Below are 16,793 nucleotides of genomic sequence, written 5' to 3'. Positions count from 1 at the left end.
GGAGCGGGCACCATGAAGGCGCTTTTCAGGAATCGCTGGTTCTGGCGGGTGCTCGGCGCGGTGGCGCTCGGGCTGCTGCTGTTCTTCGTCGGCCCGCTGGTCTCGATCGCAGGGTTCCGTCCGCTCGGCTGGTGGCCGGTCACGACGTTCGTTGCGCTGTTGCCGCTGATCGTCGTGGGCGTGCTGTGGCTGCTGTCGATCCGGCGCGACAAGGCGAAGAACGCGGCGATGATGGATGCGCTCAAGCCCGAGCCGGGCGCGGCCGATCGCGACGAGATTTCCGCCAAGCTGACGCAGGCGCTCGACATGCTCAAGTCGGCGAAAGTCGGCTCGCGCGGGGCCTATGCCTACCAGTTGCCGTGGTATGCGATCATCGGGCCTTCGGGTGCGGGCAAGACCACCGCGCTGCTGAACTGCGGCTTGGAGTTTCCGACCGCCGTTGCGGGGGAATATCGCGCGCTTCGCGGCCAGCCCAAGACGCCCAACTGCGACTGGTGGTTCACCGACGAAGCCGTGCTGATCGACACGGCGGGCCGGTATGTCACGCAGGACGACGATGCCAGCGCCGATGCGGCTGGGTGGAAGTCTTTTCTTGAACTCCTGCAGCAGTATCGCCCGCTCCAGCCGCTGAACGGCGTGATCGTCGCAATCCCGGCGCCCGATTTCGTCGATCCGGCGAAAATGGCCGAGCACGCGCGTCATATCCGCGCCCGCCTTGCCGAGATCGCCAGGGAACTGGGCCAGGATCTGCCGGTCTACGTCCTCGTCACCAAGGCGGACTTGCTGGCGGGCTTCCGGGAATACTTCCGCTCCAGCACCGACAGCGAATCCGATCAGGTCTTCGGCGCCACGGCGAAGGGCGATCAGCCGGATAACCAGTCGGTTCTCGACGGGTTCGAAGCGCTTGTAACCTCGGTGTCGTCCCGCGTGGTCGAGCGGATGCAGAACGAGCCGCAGATGCACCTGCGCGCGCAGATCGCGGCCTTTCCGGCGCAGCTTGCTTCGCTGCAGGCGCCCATCGGCAAGCTGCTGGAAGCGCTCGGCCAGAAGAGCCGGTTCGACAATCCGGCGCGGGTGCGCGGCGTCTATCTCGCGTCCTCGATCCAGACCGGAAACCCGGTCGACCGCATCCTGCTCAGCGTCGGCGCACCCGCCACCCATTCGGCGCAGGCGGTGGGGACGGGGCGCAGCTATTTCCTCAAGCGCTTCTTCTCCGATCTGCTGATTCCGGAGCAGGGCATGGCCGGGCGCAATCCGCTGGCCGAGAAGCGGGCTGGCCAGCGCTACACCTTGGCCATCGCCGCCAGCCTTGCCGCGCTCACGATCTGCTGCGGCATCTGGACCTGGGGCTATTTCCGCAACCTTTCGCTGATCGACCGCGTCTTTGCCACCGCCGAGGCCTATGCCAACGTGCGCGCGAACGGCGGTGGTGGCGTGGACGAGGACATCGCGGCGCTCGGCATCCTCGGCGAGGCCACGACCGAGATGGCGGAGGCCAGCGATTTCGGGCTGGGGCTTGGGCAAGGCGGTCGTTTGTCGGCGGAGCTCGGCGGCATATACGGGCGCGATCTCAAGCGACGTCTCGCGCCGATCCTCGTCGGGCTGGCGGAACAGCGCATGGCATCCGACGGCGAGAACCCCAGCGCGCTTTACGATGATCTCAAGTCCTACCTGATCCTCGGCGGGCAGGGACCGGCGATGGGGGAGCATGTCGTCGCATGGGTACAGCCCGCGTGGATCGAGCGCGGCGGCGGCAATGCCGAAAGCCAGGCGGGCGAACTCGCGCGCCATGCCAAGGCGTTGTTCGACGGCAACTTCGCGCCGCAGACCATCGATGCGGGGCGGGTCGAGGGTGCTCGCTCGGTCCTGCGCGCGCAGCCTGCGGCGGTGCGTGTCTACGGTCGCCTGAAGAGCAAGGCGCTCGAAACCGGGGAGGAGACGTGGACCACGCGGGAGAATGCCGGGCCTCAGCCCGAGATATTCTTCGACACCAGCGGCGCCTTCGCGCCCGGGGCAGGTGTGCCGGCGCTGTTCACCCGCAACGGTTACGACAAGATCTTCCTCCCGATCGTCGGCAAGGGCGCGACATTGCTGGAGGAGGAGAAATGGGTCGTCGGCGATACCGGCAAGGCGCAGCTTTCGCCGGGCGAACTGGCCGGGCTCAAATCGGACCTTGAGCGGCTTTATTTCGCCGAATTCCTCGATCGCTGGCAGTCGTACACCGGATCGATCAAGGTCAGGCAGGTCGCATCGCTCGGCGAGAACGTCCAGCGCATGCGGGACGCGGGTGGACCGCTCTCTCCGATCAAGCCGTTGCTCACCGCGATCGCCAAGGCGACCGACATGACGCCTGCGGCGGGCGCGCCCAAGCCGAGCGGGAAGCTTGCGCAGGCGATGACGATGGCGGGCAACGCAGGAGTGCTGCCGACCGGCGGGGGCGATGGCGGAAGGCAGGCGGTCGTGGATGCCTTCCTGCCCTTGCGCATCTTCGTCGGCAAAGGGGAGGGCGCGCCGCTCGATGCCTGGCTCCAGACGCTCACGCAACTGGCCGACAAGCTCAACGTGATCGCCGTGCTGCCGGGTGGTGGTGGCGAAACCGGGTCGCAGCAGAGCATGGAAGCCAAGGCCGCCATTCTCCAGCTTGACCAGACTGCCAATTCGATGCCCGCCCCCGCCGGGATCTGGGCCAAGACCGTCGCCAGCGATGCGAACGTGGCGCTCGGCGGCGCCCGGGTGGCGCAGATGGGCGCCGCGATGAGCGGCAGTTTCGGCGAGTCCTGCGCCAACGGGCTGGTCAAGGCCTATCCCGTCATGCCGGGCTCCGGCAACGACCTCGCCGTCGCGGACTTCGCGCGGTTCTTCTCGCCGCAGGGGCTGTTTGCGAACTTCGTCAACACCGAACTTGGCGGCTATCTCGACCGGACGCCGCCGGTCTGGATGCCCAAGGAGAACGCCGGGGAGATCGGCCTCACCGAAGGCACCGTGCGCGCGATGCAGGCGGCGGACACCATCACCCGAACGTTCTTCGGGGCGGACCCGAACAGCCCGCGCCTGTCCTACCAGATCGAGCCGGTCGCCTTGTCCGGTGCGGACGCGGTGACCTTGCAGGTGGACGGGCAGACGCTGCGCTACGACGGCAAGGCGGCTATCCCTTCGACCTTCGACTGGCCGGGGTCGGGGGGCTCATCGCTATCGTTCACATTGGCGGGCGGCGCGCCCGCACAGCGGACCTGGAACGGCCCTTGGGCCGTTTTTCGTATGATGAAGGTCGCTGCGATCAAGGGCGGCGCGTCACCGGCGATCGGCGAGGGTAGCCTGACCCAAGGCGGCGCGCGCTTCGATTTCCGCATACGCACCTTCGCGGGCGGCAATCCCTTCGTGGTCGATCCGTTCGTCAAGGTCGGCTGCCCGACTATCGGTTCTGCCGCCGCCGCGGGTTAGCGGTCAGCAGCGACTTCGCTGCGTCACTTCATCGCCATTTGGTTTTGCGGCGTCAGCATCGTCTTCGCGCCATCACCGACAAGGAAGTACGCGCCCCAATAGTACGGGTGCGAATAGCGCCGCGTGTCGATGAGCTGGTTCTGCGCGACGCGCAGCGCGTCACCCATCGTCGCCGTCCGGCCGGTGGCGTAGAAAGTCTGCATCAGATCCTGCGTCTGCTGCGAGTCCGGCACCGCCCAGAACGTCGCCATGACCGCGCGGGCGCGGGCGGCGATGAACGAGCGGACGAGGCCGTCGAGCGCGGGCGACGCGTTCTCGAGGCCCGCCTTCAGCGCCGTCTGCGTGCTGGTGCCCGCGCCGGTGTCGCAGGCGGAGAGCACGACGAGGTTGGCGTCCAGTTCCAGCCGCGCCACTTCATCGAACGAGAGCAGGCCGTCGGAAACCACCTGCCCGTCAGCGGCGGGGGCGGCGAGGGTGGTCACCAGCGCGGGCGGCAGGTGGACCTTGCACTGGGGCAAATCGACCTGCGTCTCCGGCAGCCCGTGCGTGGCGAAATGGAGCACCTGATAGCGCCCGAGTTCGCTGGAGGCCGGGCCGCTCAGCAGATTGACGTCAGTGAACGCGCCCAGCGTGATTTCCGGCGAATCCGGCGCGCCCAATGCATTGGCGGCGAGCCCGAGTTCGCGCGAACTGATGGGCTTGTTCATGCCCATGACGCCTGCCCAGGTGCCGTAAGTCACCGAGCAGTCGAACGGCATCTTGTCTTCGGCAATCGCGGCGGGCACCCGCTCCGCCGGGGCGTTCTCGCCGAGGCCGAGGAATTTGCCGGGGGCCTGCGAGGGGCTGACGTCCTTGCGCACGCGCAGGAATGCGCGGGGAGAAAGCGCCACGGCCGTGTCGGTGGTCCGGGCCAGGAACTTGAGCTTGGAATAGTCGCCCTTGGCACGCTGCTTGGAATAGGCTTCGGCAGAGGCGGGATCGCTGACCAGCACCGCGACGGGAAGTTGGCGCAGCTTGCCCGCCGGGTTGTAGACCACGCGCGTGGCAGTCGCGACAGCCTCGGCGGCCGGGCCGGTGATGGCCTGGAAGAGCTGCGAAGCCTCGGCGACCTTGAACAGCCGGGTCGAGCGCGTTTCCTCGTCCAGCCGGGCGCTTGTCAGCACGGCGTCGGCGAGGGTTTCGGTTTTGGTAAGCCCGCCATCGACCATGTAGATCCAGGTCTTGTCCCTGGTGATGACAATGCCCGCCATCGTCGAATAGAGTTGCGCCAGCTTGAGATAGGCTTCACCCGGCGCCAGCGCGTCGCGGATTTCTGCGACGCTGGCGGGCTCGTCCTGCAAGGCGCCGATGCGGTTGGTGGACAGGAGCTGGCTGTTGATGGTGTCGCGCTCGGCATCGGCAGCCTGCCGTTCCTGCTCCAGTCGCTCGAAATCGGGGCCGGAGGTCGTGCCGAGGTTCGAGATTTCGGTGCGCAGGCGGACCATCTGCCGGTCGAGCAGGCCGCGTCGGCGCAGCAGGTCGGCGACGCCCTCGTCGGCGGACACCACCTTCTGCAACTGCGCATATTCGCGGGCGATGGCCGGTTCGCCGATCATCTGCATCGCGTGGAAATATTCCTCGTCGCGCGATGCGTTCGGCTCGGTCTTCGTGAGCAGGAGGAAGTAGCGCTCCAGCGCGGCGAGCGAGACGTAGCCGGTGCCGGTCAGTTCGGGCAGGGTCTGGACCGCCGTGCGATAGTTGGCGAGCACCTTGTCCTGCGCGATGTTGGGATCGCGCGAGGCGATGCTGGCGCGTTCGAGGCGGGTGTCGGCCAGCAGGGGGGCGTTCTGGAAGGTGTCGCTGACCGGCTTCGCGCCGGGAAACACGCATCCACCCCCCGCGATGCTGCCGCTCAGCGCGTTCACGGCGCAGTCGAGATGCGTGAGTGCCTTGTCGATGCTGCCCGGCGTCCCGCGGCGCACGTAGATGCGCGCCTGCTGGCGTTCGATGGTGGTGCGCAGCCAGACGATGTTGTCGGGCGCGTAGCGGGCGACGACGACGCGGGCGGCCTTGGCGGCATTCTGCAGCGCGGTGTCGGCCTCGTCGATGCGATTGGCGCCCAAGTAGGCCACGCTCAGGGCCTGATAGCGCTGCGCCTCGAGAAGAGCGCGGGTGAGCTGGCCCTGGTCGGTCAGTTCGGATTGCAGGTTCTGGCCGTTACCGGCGGTCTCCTCGTTGAGACGGCCGAGGGTTACGGGATCCTGCAGGCTGCCGACCACCGGCTGCGTGCGTGTGAGCGCGGAGATGGCGTCCGCCCAGCGGTGCTGGTTGATGAGGTCGATGCCGCGATAAGTGGTGAGCTGGATTGCCTGTTCGTCGCGGCGGGGCAGGTTCTGCCCGTCGCGCAGCAGGCTTTCGGCTATGCCGAAGTCGTTCTGCGCTAGTTCGAACTGGCTGAGGTTGGACTCCGCAAGACCGGCGGCGAGGCGCAGGTCGATGCGGGTCGAAATGTCGGAATTGGCGAAAGCGCGCAGTGCGTCGTTCAGGGTGCGCGAGGCGTCGAGCAGGCGGCCGGTCTGCAATGCCGCCACGCCGTCGGCCAGCGCGGCCTCTGCTGTGAAGGCCCGCGTCTCGCCGACGCCGGTGAACGCCTGCCCTGCCGGAATTGTAGCAAGATCGAACGAGGGCTTGGCGATGGCGTTGCCGGTGGGCGCCGGTGCGCCGGTGGCGACCACCTTGAGCGCTGTTTCCAGCGTGCCAACTGCGGATTCGAGCGAGGCACCCTGCCAGGCGACGCCGCTGCGGGTGAAGCGGATGTCGATGGCCGCCTTGCCCAGCGTCGCGTCGATGCAGCGGCGGACCTCCACCGGGCCGATGCCGCCGATCTGCGCATTGAGCGCATCGCCGCAGTTGGTCAGCGGCGAGGGCTTTCCGGCGGCGCCGACGTAGCCCTGTGCGTCGGCGGCGGCGATGTCACGGCAGGTGATGACGAAGGACTGGTCCGTCGCATAGCGGATCGGTCCCGCCCCGGTGGTCCACTGGCGGGAGGCTGCGCAAGTGTCCCCATTGCCGTTAGTGCCAAGGCCGAAGCGTTCGGGCGCGGGTGCGGCATGGGCAGGCTGAGCCGCGAGCACGAGCGCCGCCGACGCCAGCAGCGATGCGCCGATCCCGGCCCGACGATGGCGCGAGTGATTGCGGAGGAAGGCGGCGGGCGCGATGGGGTTCGACATGCTCAGTTGCCTTCCTTGGCAGGGCAGTTGGGATCCTCTGGGCGGCATTCGATGGTGTCGATGCCGACCGGGGCATCGGCGACGTTGACGATCAGGCCGTCGTTGCCGCGTCCGATCAGCGGGCTGACCGCGATGGTCTGGTCATCATCGACATCGAACAGCGCGATCTTGCGCTCGTCGTAGAGGTTGAAGTTGGGCTGCGGGATGTCGGTCGCGAGGCAGCCGCGGTCGGGAGCGCCGATGACACATCCGTTGATCCGCGAACTGGCGCGGGTGATGCGGAAGTCGTTGAGATCGCCGCTCGGGTTGACGATCTGGATCGCATCGTTGGTCAGCAGCGCGGCAGAGGTTCCGAAGAAGTTGTTGACCACGCCGAACATCGCGAAGCTGTTGTTGCCACCCTCGCCGGTGCTGACGAGGCGCAGCGCGAGTGCGGTCTGCTGGGGGAGGCCGGCAGCGGGCGAATTGATGAGAACCCCGGCGCTGCGGTTGATGTCGGTGTTCTGGAACAGCGCGAAGTTCTTGTAGCCCACCGTCACGGTCTTGGCCGTGAGGAACACATCGAGAGGCTGCGCAGCGGCGTCGTAGTAGAGTTTCGAGGTCGGATCCGAAACGATCCGGGCGATTTCATCGTCGTTCTTGCCGATATATTCGTCGACCATCGCGCCGGTGCCGAACAGGATCTTCTCGGCGCGCAGTTCGACATTGGCCGCACCGGCGACGATGCTCGGCGTCGAGGCGCGATCGATCCGGGCGACGAGCGAGGTGGCGAGCGGAACGGCTGCCGCATCGTTCCCAAGCTCGCCCAGCAGGCCGCCGATCTGGAGGGTGCGCTCGGCGGTTCCGGCCATGGTAACGGCGCCGGTGATCTCGACCGTGCCCGTCGCGAGGAAGCGGGTGTCGGTCTTTCCGGTGTCGGCACCGACCGTGAAAGTGCCGAGTTCCAGCGCGCGGCTGCCGGAATCGATGACCAGGGTATTGCTGCGCAGGCGGCTGAGTTCGGTATTGCTGAGCCCGAAATTGGCGCCTGTCGTGACCGTGCCGTCGCCGATCAAGGTGGCATTAGCGCCGGTATTGCGCAGGGTTATCGTGCCCGTCGTTGCATCGAGCACGCCCTGCAGATCGATGTCGGCCGCCGCGATCGTGATGTTGCGGCCGTTTTTGTCGGTGGCGAGAGCCGAGCCGGTCGGCAGTCCGGCAGGGCCGCGTGGATCGCCTGCGGTGAAGGCGATGCCCGCATCGAGCCCGGCCTGAACTGAACTGAGAGTGGCGTGACGGGCATCTAGGCCGGTCGGAGTGCCACCGATGGTCGCTGTGCCGAGGGTCACACGGCCACCGGCCGCGACTTCGATATCGTCGCCTGCGGTCGTGCTGGTGAGGCTGGCGTTGTTCCCCGCGCGCGCCGCCACGTCTTCGCTGGCGGTGGTCGTCGCGGCGGTCAGGTTGCCTCCCGCCAGCAGCGCCACGGAGCCGCGCGAGGCGGTGGTGGTGGCGAGCGATGCGTCGCCCTGTGCGTTGACGAGGACGTCGCCCGTCCCTTGCGCCAGCAGCGTGCCGGTGGAGGTGACGCTGCCCGTCTGGGACCGCAGGCGGATCGTCGATCCGGTGAGCTGCGTATTCTCGGGGTCGGTGATGACGGACACGGTGTCGAGCGCTCCGGCGGTGCCGAAGCCGACCGAACTGCCGCCCGGGCCGAAGCTGGTCGCGGTGGCGTTCGTCACCGTCAGGTTGCCGTTGAGCGCGACGATGTCGATGTCGTCGCCCGCCGAGGCGGACCCGATCGTCACGTCGGTGCGGGCCGTCGCGCCGAGGGTGCCGCCCTGTACGACGATGTCGCGGCTTGCGCTGAGTGTGGCACCGGTGATCGGCCCGCCCGCAAGGATGCCGAGCGAGCCGTCTGCCGCATTGGCCGTGGCGAGCGCGACATCGGTGAGGGCGTTGACCAGGATTTCGCCGCGACCCAGCGCGATCAGGGTGCCGGTGGACGAGATGCCGCCGGTTTCCGCGCGGAGGCGGATCGTCGAGCCGCCAAGCTGCGCATCTTCCGCACCGGTCTCGACCGCGTTCAGGCTTCCCGCTGCCGCGACGTACCGGATAGAGGAGCCGCCGGTGCCGGAGGTGCCCAAAGCAGTGGCATTGGTGATCGAGAGATTGCCGTTGAAAGCCAGCACGTCGATATCGTCGCCCGCGATGGCGTCGATGATCGAAACGTCGGTCGGCGTCGTCGCGCCGGTTGTCCCGCCGCGCACGCCGATGTCGCGGCTGGCGGTGAGGCGTCGCGCCGTCACTTGTCCGCCGGCCAGCACGCCGATCGAGCCATCGGCAGCATTGACGGCGGAGAGCGTGACACCTCGGGCGGCGTTGACAAACACTTCGCCGCGCGCCTGTGTTTGCAGGCTTCCCGCCGAAATCACATCGCCCGCTTCCGCCCGCAGGCGGATTGTAGAGAGCGCGCCGAGTTGCGCATCCTCGGTGGCTACGATGCCGACGGCACCGTAAGCGCCCGCCGGGACGCTCGCGAAAGTCACCGAGGTGCCGCCTGCGCCGACGACGCCGGTGGCCGTGCCGTCCGTCATGTCCAGCGTGCCGTTGAGCGCCACGATGTCGATATCATCGCCTGCGATGGCGGTGCCGATCGCGACATCTGTCGACGGGGCAGCGCCGCTGGTGCCGCCGAGCACGCCGATGTCGCGGGTGGCGGTAAGGCGGATCGCTGTCATGCGGCCGCCTGCAAGCACGCCGATGGAGCCGCCCGCCGCATCGAGCGTGTCGAGCGCGACATCGCCGGACGCGTTGACGAGAATGTCGCCCGTGCCTTCCGTGCGCAGAGTGGCGGTTTCGCCAGCCTCGGTCGCCAGCGAGGAGATGCTTCCCGCTGCCGCTCGCAGGCGGATCGTCGCTCCTGTGAGTTGCGCATCCTCGGCGCCGATGGCGACCGTATCGAGCCCACCCGGCCCACCGAGGATCACCGATGTGCCTCCGGCGCCGAGGCCGGTGGAAGTGGCGTCGGTCAGGCGGATGTCGCCGTTGAGCGCGGTTATGTCGATGTCGTCGCCTGCAGTGGCGGAACCTATGGTGACGTTTGTCCGGGTCGTTGCGCCGGTGGAGCCGCCCCGGATGCCGATGTCGCGGCTGGCGGTGAGGCGGTTGGCGGTTATCTGCGCACCGGCCAGTATGCCGATGGAGCCGCCGACTGCATTGACCGTGCCGAGCGTGGCGTCGGTGGATGCGTTGACGAGCACGTCGCCCATGCCCAGTGCGGAAAGGCTGGTCGACGATACCGCGGCGACTGCCGAACGCAGGCGGATCGTCGAACCGACGAGTTGACCGTCTTCCGGGCCGGTTTCCACGGCGTCCGCCGTGCCCGGATCACCGATGTAGCTTATCGAGGAACCGCCGGTGCCGGGCGTGCCGCTGGCGGTGCCGTTCACGAGCAGGATGTTGCCGTTGAGGGCGAGGATGTCGATGTCGTCGCCTGCCGTAGCGGCAAGCACATTCACGTTCGTGAGAGACGTTGCTCCGGTGGTGCCGCCCCGGATGCCGATGTCGCGGCTGGCTGTAAGCTGCGTGGCGAACACCTCACCGCCGGCCAGTATGCCGATGGACCCGTCAGCGGCGGTTATCGTGCCGAGATTGACGTCCGTACCCGCGTTGACGAGAACGTTGCCCGTGCCCAGCGTGCGGACTTCGCCGACCGTGTTCACGGTGGTCAGCGAGCGCAGCCGGATGGTCGAATCGGCCAGTTGCGCGTCTTCGCCGGCCTGGACGAGGAAGCTGCCGTCGGATCCCGCGACAGTCGGCATCAGCACCGAAGTGCCGCCGTTTCCAAGCCCGGTCGAGGTGGTGGAGAGCAGCAGCTTGGTCAGCGAGATGGAGTTGGCGAAGATATCGACGTCGTCGCCTGCGACGATGGTCTCGATGCTGGTGGAGAGGTCGGTGCGGACGGCCACGTCTTCGCTGGCGACGAGGTTCCAGAACGTGGCGTTTCGAGCCCTGACGCCGATCGAGCCATTGGCGGCGGTCACGTCGGTCAGGCTTACGTTGCCTGCGGCATTGAGCAGGACATCGCCGCGGCCGAGAGCCTCGATCAGTCCCCAGCTGCTGAAGGTGATGTTGCCGGTGGCGGCGCGCAGGCGGATGGTGGCATCGGCCAGCGCCGCATCCTCCCCGCTGACGACGGCGAGCGTGCCGGATTGGCCGGGCAGGCCGGTGAACTGCACCGACGTCCCGCCAAGGCCCGTGCCGGTGCCGGTGATGTACTTGGTCAGCAGGTTGCCGCCGGTCGAGAGCACGTCGACATCGTCGCCTGCCGTCATGTTCCAGTACTGCACGTCACCCGCCGCGCGGACGGTGACGTCCTCAGCCGCGCGCAGCATGCCGGGGATGATGTTGACGCCGAAACCGATGTCGCCCCGGATCCAGGAGCCGCCGTAAAGGCCGATGGACCCGCGCGTCGCGGTGGCGGTGGTGAGCAGCATGTCCTTGGCTGCGGTCACCAGGATGTTGCGGTCGGTGGGGGAGTTCCCCAGCGCGGTGACGCTGTTCACCACCAGCGAGGTCTCGCTGCGGATATCGACGCCGAAGCCTGCCGTCACGCTGCCGCCGCTGGAGAAGGAGTTACCCACGGCGAGGATATCGGTCAGGGTGTCGGAGCCGATGCTGGTTCCGTCGTCGTTGCGCTTGACGAGGGTCAGGTGCTGCGCGGCGGAGCCGGTCGTGAGGCTGAGCAGCCCGTCGCTCGCCGTCACGACGAGCGAACCGTCGAGCGCGTCGGCCTGCGTGATGGTCAGCGCCCGCGCCGAGACGACGATCTGGTCGACGCCGCCGATGCCCGTGCCGGTGCCTGCCCGCAGGGTGCCGAGCTGCGCGATGCCGCGCAGCGCGCTGACATCGACGGTCCCGTCGATCCGGGTGGAGGTGAGGCTGGCATTGCCGAAGCCGGGCGCGAGCTGCGTGCCGAAGCCGATGAACTCGACATTCGGGGAAAGCGCGGTGCCTCCCGTGGTGGCGAGGTCGACGGCGCCGCTTGCGACCACGGTGCCGACGTGCAGGGTCTGGACCGCGCCGAGGTCCACGGTGTTCGCGGTGATCGAACCGATGCGCAGGGTCGTTGCGTCCGTGACGGTGCGGACCGTGCCCGCGCTGATGGCGCCGATCGCGCCGCTGCCGGTGATGTCCAGCAGGACGGTGTCCACCGCGCCGCTGCCGGTGCCGCCGATACTGCCGCCGGTGATCGGGGCCAGCGCGGGCAGGCCGGTGATCGAACCCTGGTCGGCGATGACGCTGACGTCGCCCGAAGACGTCACCTGCCCGATGCGGATGTCGCCGGTCTGGGCGGTGGCGCTGAAGTCTCCGGACGTGACGTTCTGCGCGATGAGGCCGACCGGCGCTCCTGCTGCCGTGCCGACGCTGCCCGCACGGATGCGCACGACATGGCCGCTCGCCAGTTGCGCGTCCGTGCCGGGCGCAAGGAAGTCCACGCCGCCCGTGGTGCCTGCCGCGCCCGAGAGGTTGGCGAAGCGGGCGGTGTCCGCGCCGCCGGTGAGTTGCAGCGCGGTCCAGCTCAGCGCGCCGCCCACGGTGATGTCGATGTCGTCGGCGGCCGTCACCGTTCCGAGCGCGGCATTGCCGTCGGCGCGGATGAAGATGTCGTCGCTCGCCGAAGTCAGCGCGCGCGCCCGCAGGATGTCGCGCCCGGCGCGCACGACCACGGCGCTGGCGGAGGGCAGGCCGTTGGCGCTCGCTCCGTCCAGCGAGACGTCGAGCAGGGCGTTGACGATGATGTCGCCCGCGGTCGTCGCCAGCACGCCGTCCGCGCGCACGCTGCCGCCCGTGCTCAGGAGGTTGATCGTCGTGCCCGCCTGCGCGCTGGGGTTGGTCGGGGCGGCACCGGCATTGATGGTGATGTCGCCCGCCGCAGAGATCGCGATCGCGCCTCCGGTGGTCAGCGTGCCGGTGGTCACCCCGGCGGTGGTCGATGTCAGGGTGATGGCGCTGTCGATGGCAAGGTCGTCGGTGACGATGCTGCCGCTGGTCAGGAGGCCTGTATCGCCTGCGGTGAACAGGCGGTTCGCCGTCACGTCGCCCAGCGCGATGTTGGGCGCACTGGTGACGATCACGTCGGTCCGGCTGCCCGCCATCCCCGCGACGAGGCCGGTGTCGATGCCGAAGCGCACTTCGCCCGCATCGGCCCGCAGTTCGAGGTTGGTGAGGGCAGGAATGCCCACGGCGCTCGCGTCCGAACTCAGGACGAGACTGCCAAGGCCGACGATGTTGCCGCCGAGCGCGTGGATGAGAACACCGTCGCCCGCGGTCTGCGTCGCCGCCGCCCCGGTCGTGCCGAGCGTGACGGCGTTGGCGGTGGTCCGGTATGCCCGGCCTGCGGAGACGCCGCTGCGGACGAAGAGGTCCGTCCCTGCGGTCAGTTCGACATCGCCACCGGCGGAAAGCGCTCCGGTGAAATCTGCACCGTTCGTGATGTCCGCCGTGATGTCCGTGCCTGCGGTGATCGCGGCGAATGTCGCGCTGTCGGCGGTGATGTCCACGAAGCCGGTGGTGGCGCTGACCGAGCCGGTGGCGAGCGCGACGGCGTCGATGGTCAGGTCGACGTTGCGACCGGCGACGACCGTGCCGGACTGCGTGTAGTTCCGCGTGTCGGTGACGAGGAAGTCCCGCGCGGCATTGACGCTGCCGGTCACGAACGTGTCGCGGCCCGAGGACAGCGACACGTCCCGCGCGGTGACGGTTCCGGCAAGCGTGGTGTCGGTGCCGGAGAGTACCAGGAAGTCGTTCCCGGCGTTAACGGCGCCGTTCACCGTCGCGAAGCCGCCCGTGGTCACGCTGACGTCCGTGGCTGCCGTCAGTGCGCCGAGCGTGGCGTCACCCGTCACGCCGATCGACGTCAGCCCGCCATTGGATGCGTGGAGGCCGGAGACATTCGCGTCACCGCCGACGTCCACAAGCACGTCACCGGCCGCGCTGACATCACCCGACTGGCCGAGATCCCGCCCGGTCTCCAGCGAATAGGCACCGCCCGCATCGATGTCGCCGCCGATGGTCGTGTCGCGCCGGACGACCAGCGACACGTCGCCGTCGGTGGTGACGTTGCCGTTGATCGTCGCATCGACCAGCGAGATCAGGTTGAGCATCCCGCCCGCCGAGACGGTGCCGCCGAGGGTGGCGCTGCCGTCGGTCGACACGGCGATGTCGGTCCCGGCGGCCAGCGCGCCAAGCGTCGCGTCGCCACCGGCGGCAACGGTCAGCGCGCCGCCGGTGGCCGTATAGCTGCCCGTCGTCGCGACGATATCGCCGACGGCGCTCACGCTGGCGTCGTTCAGCGCGGTAATGGTGCCGTTGCCGGTGAGGTCGCCGCCCGATGCGACCACAACGTCCCCGCCGGCTCCGGTGGTCACCAGATTCCCGCCCAGCGCGATGCCCGGTGTCACTCCGGCGCCGTTGGTGATGTCGATCCCCGCGCCGGTCGAGGTGGTGGCGAGCGTCACCGTGCCGTTTACGGCGGTGGCGGTCAGCGTCGCCGTGGGGGAGATGTTGAGCAGGGCGGCGGTCAGGCTGTTCTGCATGCCGCCCGCGACGACGACCGAGTTGCCGGTCAGGTTGCCGTTCACGTTGACGGGGCTGGCGGAGGCGCTGGCCAGCGTGGTGCCTGCATTGACCGTGAAGCTGAGCGGATTGCCGAGCCCGTTGGTGAAGGTGACGTCGCTCGCCGCGACGAGCACGACCGAGCCGTTGCCCGCCGTGAGCGCGCTGTTGGTCGTGATCTGCTGGCCGATGGCGACGATCGAGCCAGCGACGTTGAGGTTGCCACCGATGGTGATGCCGCTGGTGCTGGACCCTGCGAACCGCAGCGGAACGTCACCGGGTACGGCTCCGGCGTCGGCGAAGTCCAGCGTCGACAGCACCAGGCTGCCGCCGTTCAGCGTGGTGTTGCCGTTGTAGCTGATGCCTTCCTGGTTGATGAGCCACACCGAAATGCCCGCATCGGCCTGCAGCGTGCCGTTTATCATCGAGGGGCCGCCGCCGCTCGTGATGACGCGGTTGACCGCTACCAGATCGGTCGCCGCCACCGAGGTCGAGTAGTGGGCGGTGTTTCCGGTGCCGATGTTGTAGCTGTTGAAGTCGATGATGCGGCTGGCACCGCCGAGGTCGACATCCATCCGGTTGTTCGGCGCGCCGCCGCCCGGACCGCTGAACGTCACGCCCGGTTCGGCCGCGTTGGTGGGCACCGGCAGCGACTGGGCGCTTGCCTGCCCGGCCAGAGTCGCCGAGCCGACCAGCGCGCTCGACCCGAGAAGGGCGAGGCGCAGCGAGGCGTGGAGGGTCTTGAACGATGAAGAGTGCGTGCGGCGGACGATGGCGGTCATGTTGCCTCTCCCCTTCAGAACAGCTTGGCGGTGAGCGAGACGAGGAAGCGGTCTGACGGCTTCTTCGTGTCGGTCGGAAGCACCTTGTCGAGCGGGTGTGCGTAAGTGAGATCGAGGACGAGCGTGCGGGGCAGCAGGAACCGCAGCCCGCCGCCCACCGAACGCAGCGTGCGCTTGGGAATAAGCGTGCCGGGGTCGAGGTTCTCCAGCCGCACCCAGTCGTAGAAGGCGCTCGCCTGCACGCCGAAGCGCGGGACCGGCAGCTTCACGCGCGGCTCGACCGTGAACCCATAGGCGCGGTCGCCGCCGTTCGAGCCCGGATCGTAGCCGCGTCCGTGCGTGTAGTTGCCGAGCGAGAATTCCTCGAGGTTGAGCAGCGGATCGTCGGTCCACTGCCCGAAGGCGCCGAAGTCGATCTGGATCGCATCGGCAGGCTTGAGCTCGAAGTCCACGTCGCCCTTGATGACGAAGGCCTGCGGGTCGCCGTAAAGGCGGCTGGGCGCACCCTTGGCGGAGACGATGCCCTGCTTCGTGGCGTCGAGCACGTCGATGCCCTTGCGCAGTTCCAGCGAGGCACGGGCGCGCAGGAATTCGCGGATGCCGTTGTCGAAACGAAAGTCGCCTTCGAGGCGGGCGTAGATGACGCGCAGCTTGTCGTAAGTGAACGGCAGCGATTTGTCGTCTACATGGTATCGCGTGCGCTGGTTGATGATTTCGAACCCGCCCGATGCCAGCACGGTGCGGTCGAGATCGCGGACCACCGGCATGCTGAGGTCGATACCGGCGATGATCGAGCGGGAGCGCAGGTCGAGGCTCTCGATGTCGGGGCGCGACGTCGCAAGGCTGCCGCGCAGGCCGAGGCGCAGTCCCGATTGCGTGAGCCCGAAATCGTGCCCGGCCTGAACGACGCGCACTTCGTCCCAGTCCGCCGAGTTGGAATAGGCGACGAACGTGCGGTCGGCCATGCCGGTAAGCCCGAATGCCTCGGCCCGGACCGAGCCGACCCAGCGGCCGAGCTGGTGCGAGCCGTAGTTCTGCACGTTGGCGGTGAGGGCGAAGCGCTGGATGGTCACGCCGAGCATGCCGATCACGTCGCCGGGCGCGCCGTTGGCGGAACTCAGCGTCAGGTTGACGTCGAGGCCGGGAATGTCGCCGGTGAGCAGCAGGATACGCTCGGCATCGCGGCGATTGAGCGGATCGAGCGCGCGGATCTGCTCCACGGCCTTCTCCAGCTGGCCACGGAACGGGCCGGGATCGCCGACGATGCGCAGTTCGGTGATGCGGGCGGTGACGATCTGGATGCGCAGCGTTCCGTCACTGATCTGCTGCGCCGGAATCTGGGCGAGGGCGACGTAGCCTGCATCGTTCAGTCGCTGGTTGATGCGATCGCGCACGCGGCAGACGACGGCGATCGACTGTTCCCCGTGCATGTCCGCATCGACACCGGCCAGGAGACCCTGCAATTCCTGCGGCAGCGGGCTGCCGTCGGGCCGTTCGAGCGCCAGCGCGGTCAGGTTGACGCGGATGTCCGAGTCCGCAAGCGCGCAGGGTGCGGGCGCGATGGCGTTGCGGCTGTCGACGTTGACCTTGGGCTGCGTGGGCAGGTCTTCCTTGGGAACGGTCTGCTCCACCTGCGGGCGGGTGGGGATCACCTGCGCCATCGCACCGGTGCTGCCTCCCACGATTGCCGAAGAGCCGCCCGCGCATAATCCTGCCGTCGCCAGGATCGACTTGCCCCAACCACCCTGCATAGTTCCCCCTG

Annotated in this window: 4 protein-coding genes; 1 reads left to right on the top strand and 3 read right to left on the bottom strand. The window is 68.3% G+C overall.

Annotation, left to right across the window (positions count from 1 at the left end):
- Window positions 1–12: 12 nt before the first annotated feature.
- Window positions 13–3,441, top strand: coding sequence for a type VI secretion system membrane subunit TssM (gene tssM, locus LO787_RS12330; RefSeq protein WP_232496124.1), 3,429 nt, complete (start codon window positions 13–15; stop codon window positions 3,439–3,441).
- Between the two features lie 23 nt (window positions 3,442–3,464).
- Here the strand turns inward: tssM and LO787_RS12325 are convergent, their stop codons facing one another.
- The 3 genes from LO787_RS12325 to LO787_RS12315 are packed head-to-tail and all read right to left on the bottom strand — an operon-like array spanning window position 3,465 to window position 16,782.
- Window positions 3,465–6,650, bottom strand: a complete 3,186-nt coding sequence (locus LO787_RS12325) for a CHAT domain-containing protein (RefSeq protein WP_232496123.1) — start codon at window positions 6,648–6,650, stop codon at window positions 3,465–3,467.
- 2 nt (window positions 6,651–6,652) lie between these two features.
- Window positions 6,653–15,031, bottom strand: a complete 8,379-nt coding sequence (locus LO787_RS12320) for a filamentous hemagglutinin N-terminal domain-containing protein (protein ID WP_232496122.1) — start codon at window positions 15,029–15,031, stop codon at window positions 6,653–6,655.
- 14 nt (window positions 15,032–15,045) lie between these two features.
- The gene (locus tag LO787_RS12315) at window positions 15,046–16,782 is read right to left on the bottom strand and encodes a ShlB/FhaC/HecB family hemolysin secretion/activation protein (protein ID WP_232496121.1); all 1,737 of its coding nucleotides are present in this window, start codon (window positions 16,780–16,782) and stop codon (window positions 15,046–15,048) included.
- Between the last annotated feature and the right edge of the window lie 11 nt (window positions 16,783–16,793).

The sequence above is a fragment of the Novosphingobium kaempferiae genome (assembly GCF_021227995.1).
Classification (GTDB): domain Bacteria; phylum Pseudomonadota; class Alphaproteobacteria; order Sphingomonadales; family Sphingomonadaceae; genus Novosphingobium; species Novosphingobium kaempferiae.
Note: the sequence above shows the minus strand (reverse complement) of the source record. Positions and strands in the feature narration are given on the sequence as shown.

Bases quoted from the DNA above. Each gene is read 5' to 3' on its own strand.
- tssM (WP_232496124.1), top strand. From the start codon at position 13: ATGAAGGCGCTTTTCAGGAATCGCTGGTTCTGGCGGGTGCTCGGCGCG.
- LO787_RS12325 (WP_232496123.1), bottom strand. From the start codon at position 6,650: ATGTCGAACCCCATCGCGCCCGCCGCCTTCCTCCGCAATCACTCGCGC.
- LO787_RS12320 (WP_232496122.1), bottom strand. From the start codon at position 15,031: ATGACCGCCATCGTCCGCCGCACGCACTCTTCATCGTTCAAGACCCTC.
- LO787_RS12315 (WP_232496121.1), bottom strand. From the start codon at position 16,782: ATGCAGGGTGGTTGGGGCAAGTCGATCCTGGCGACGGCAGGATTATGC.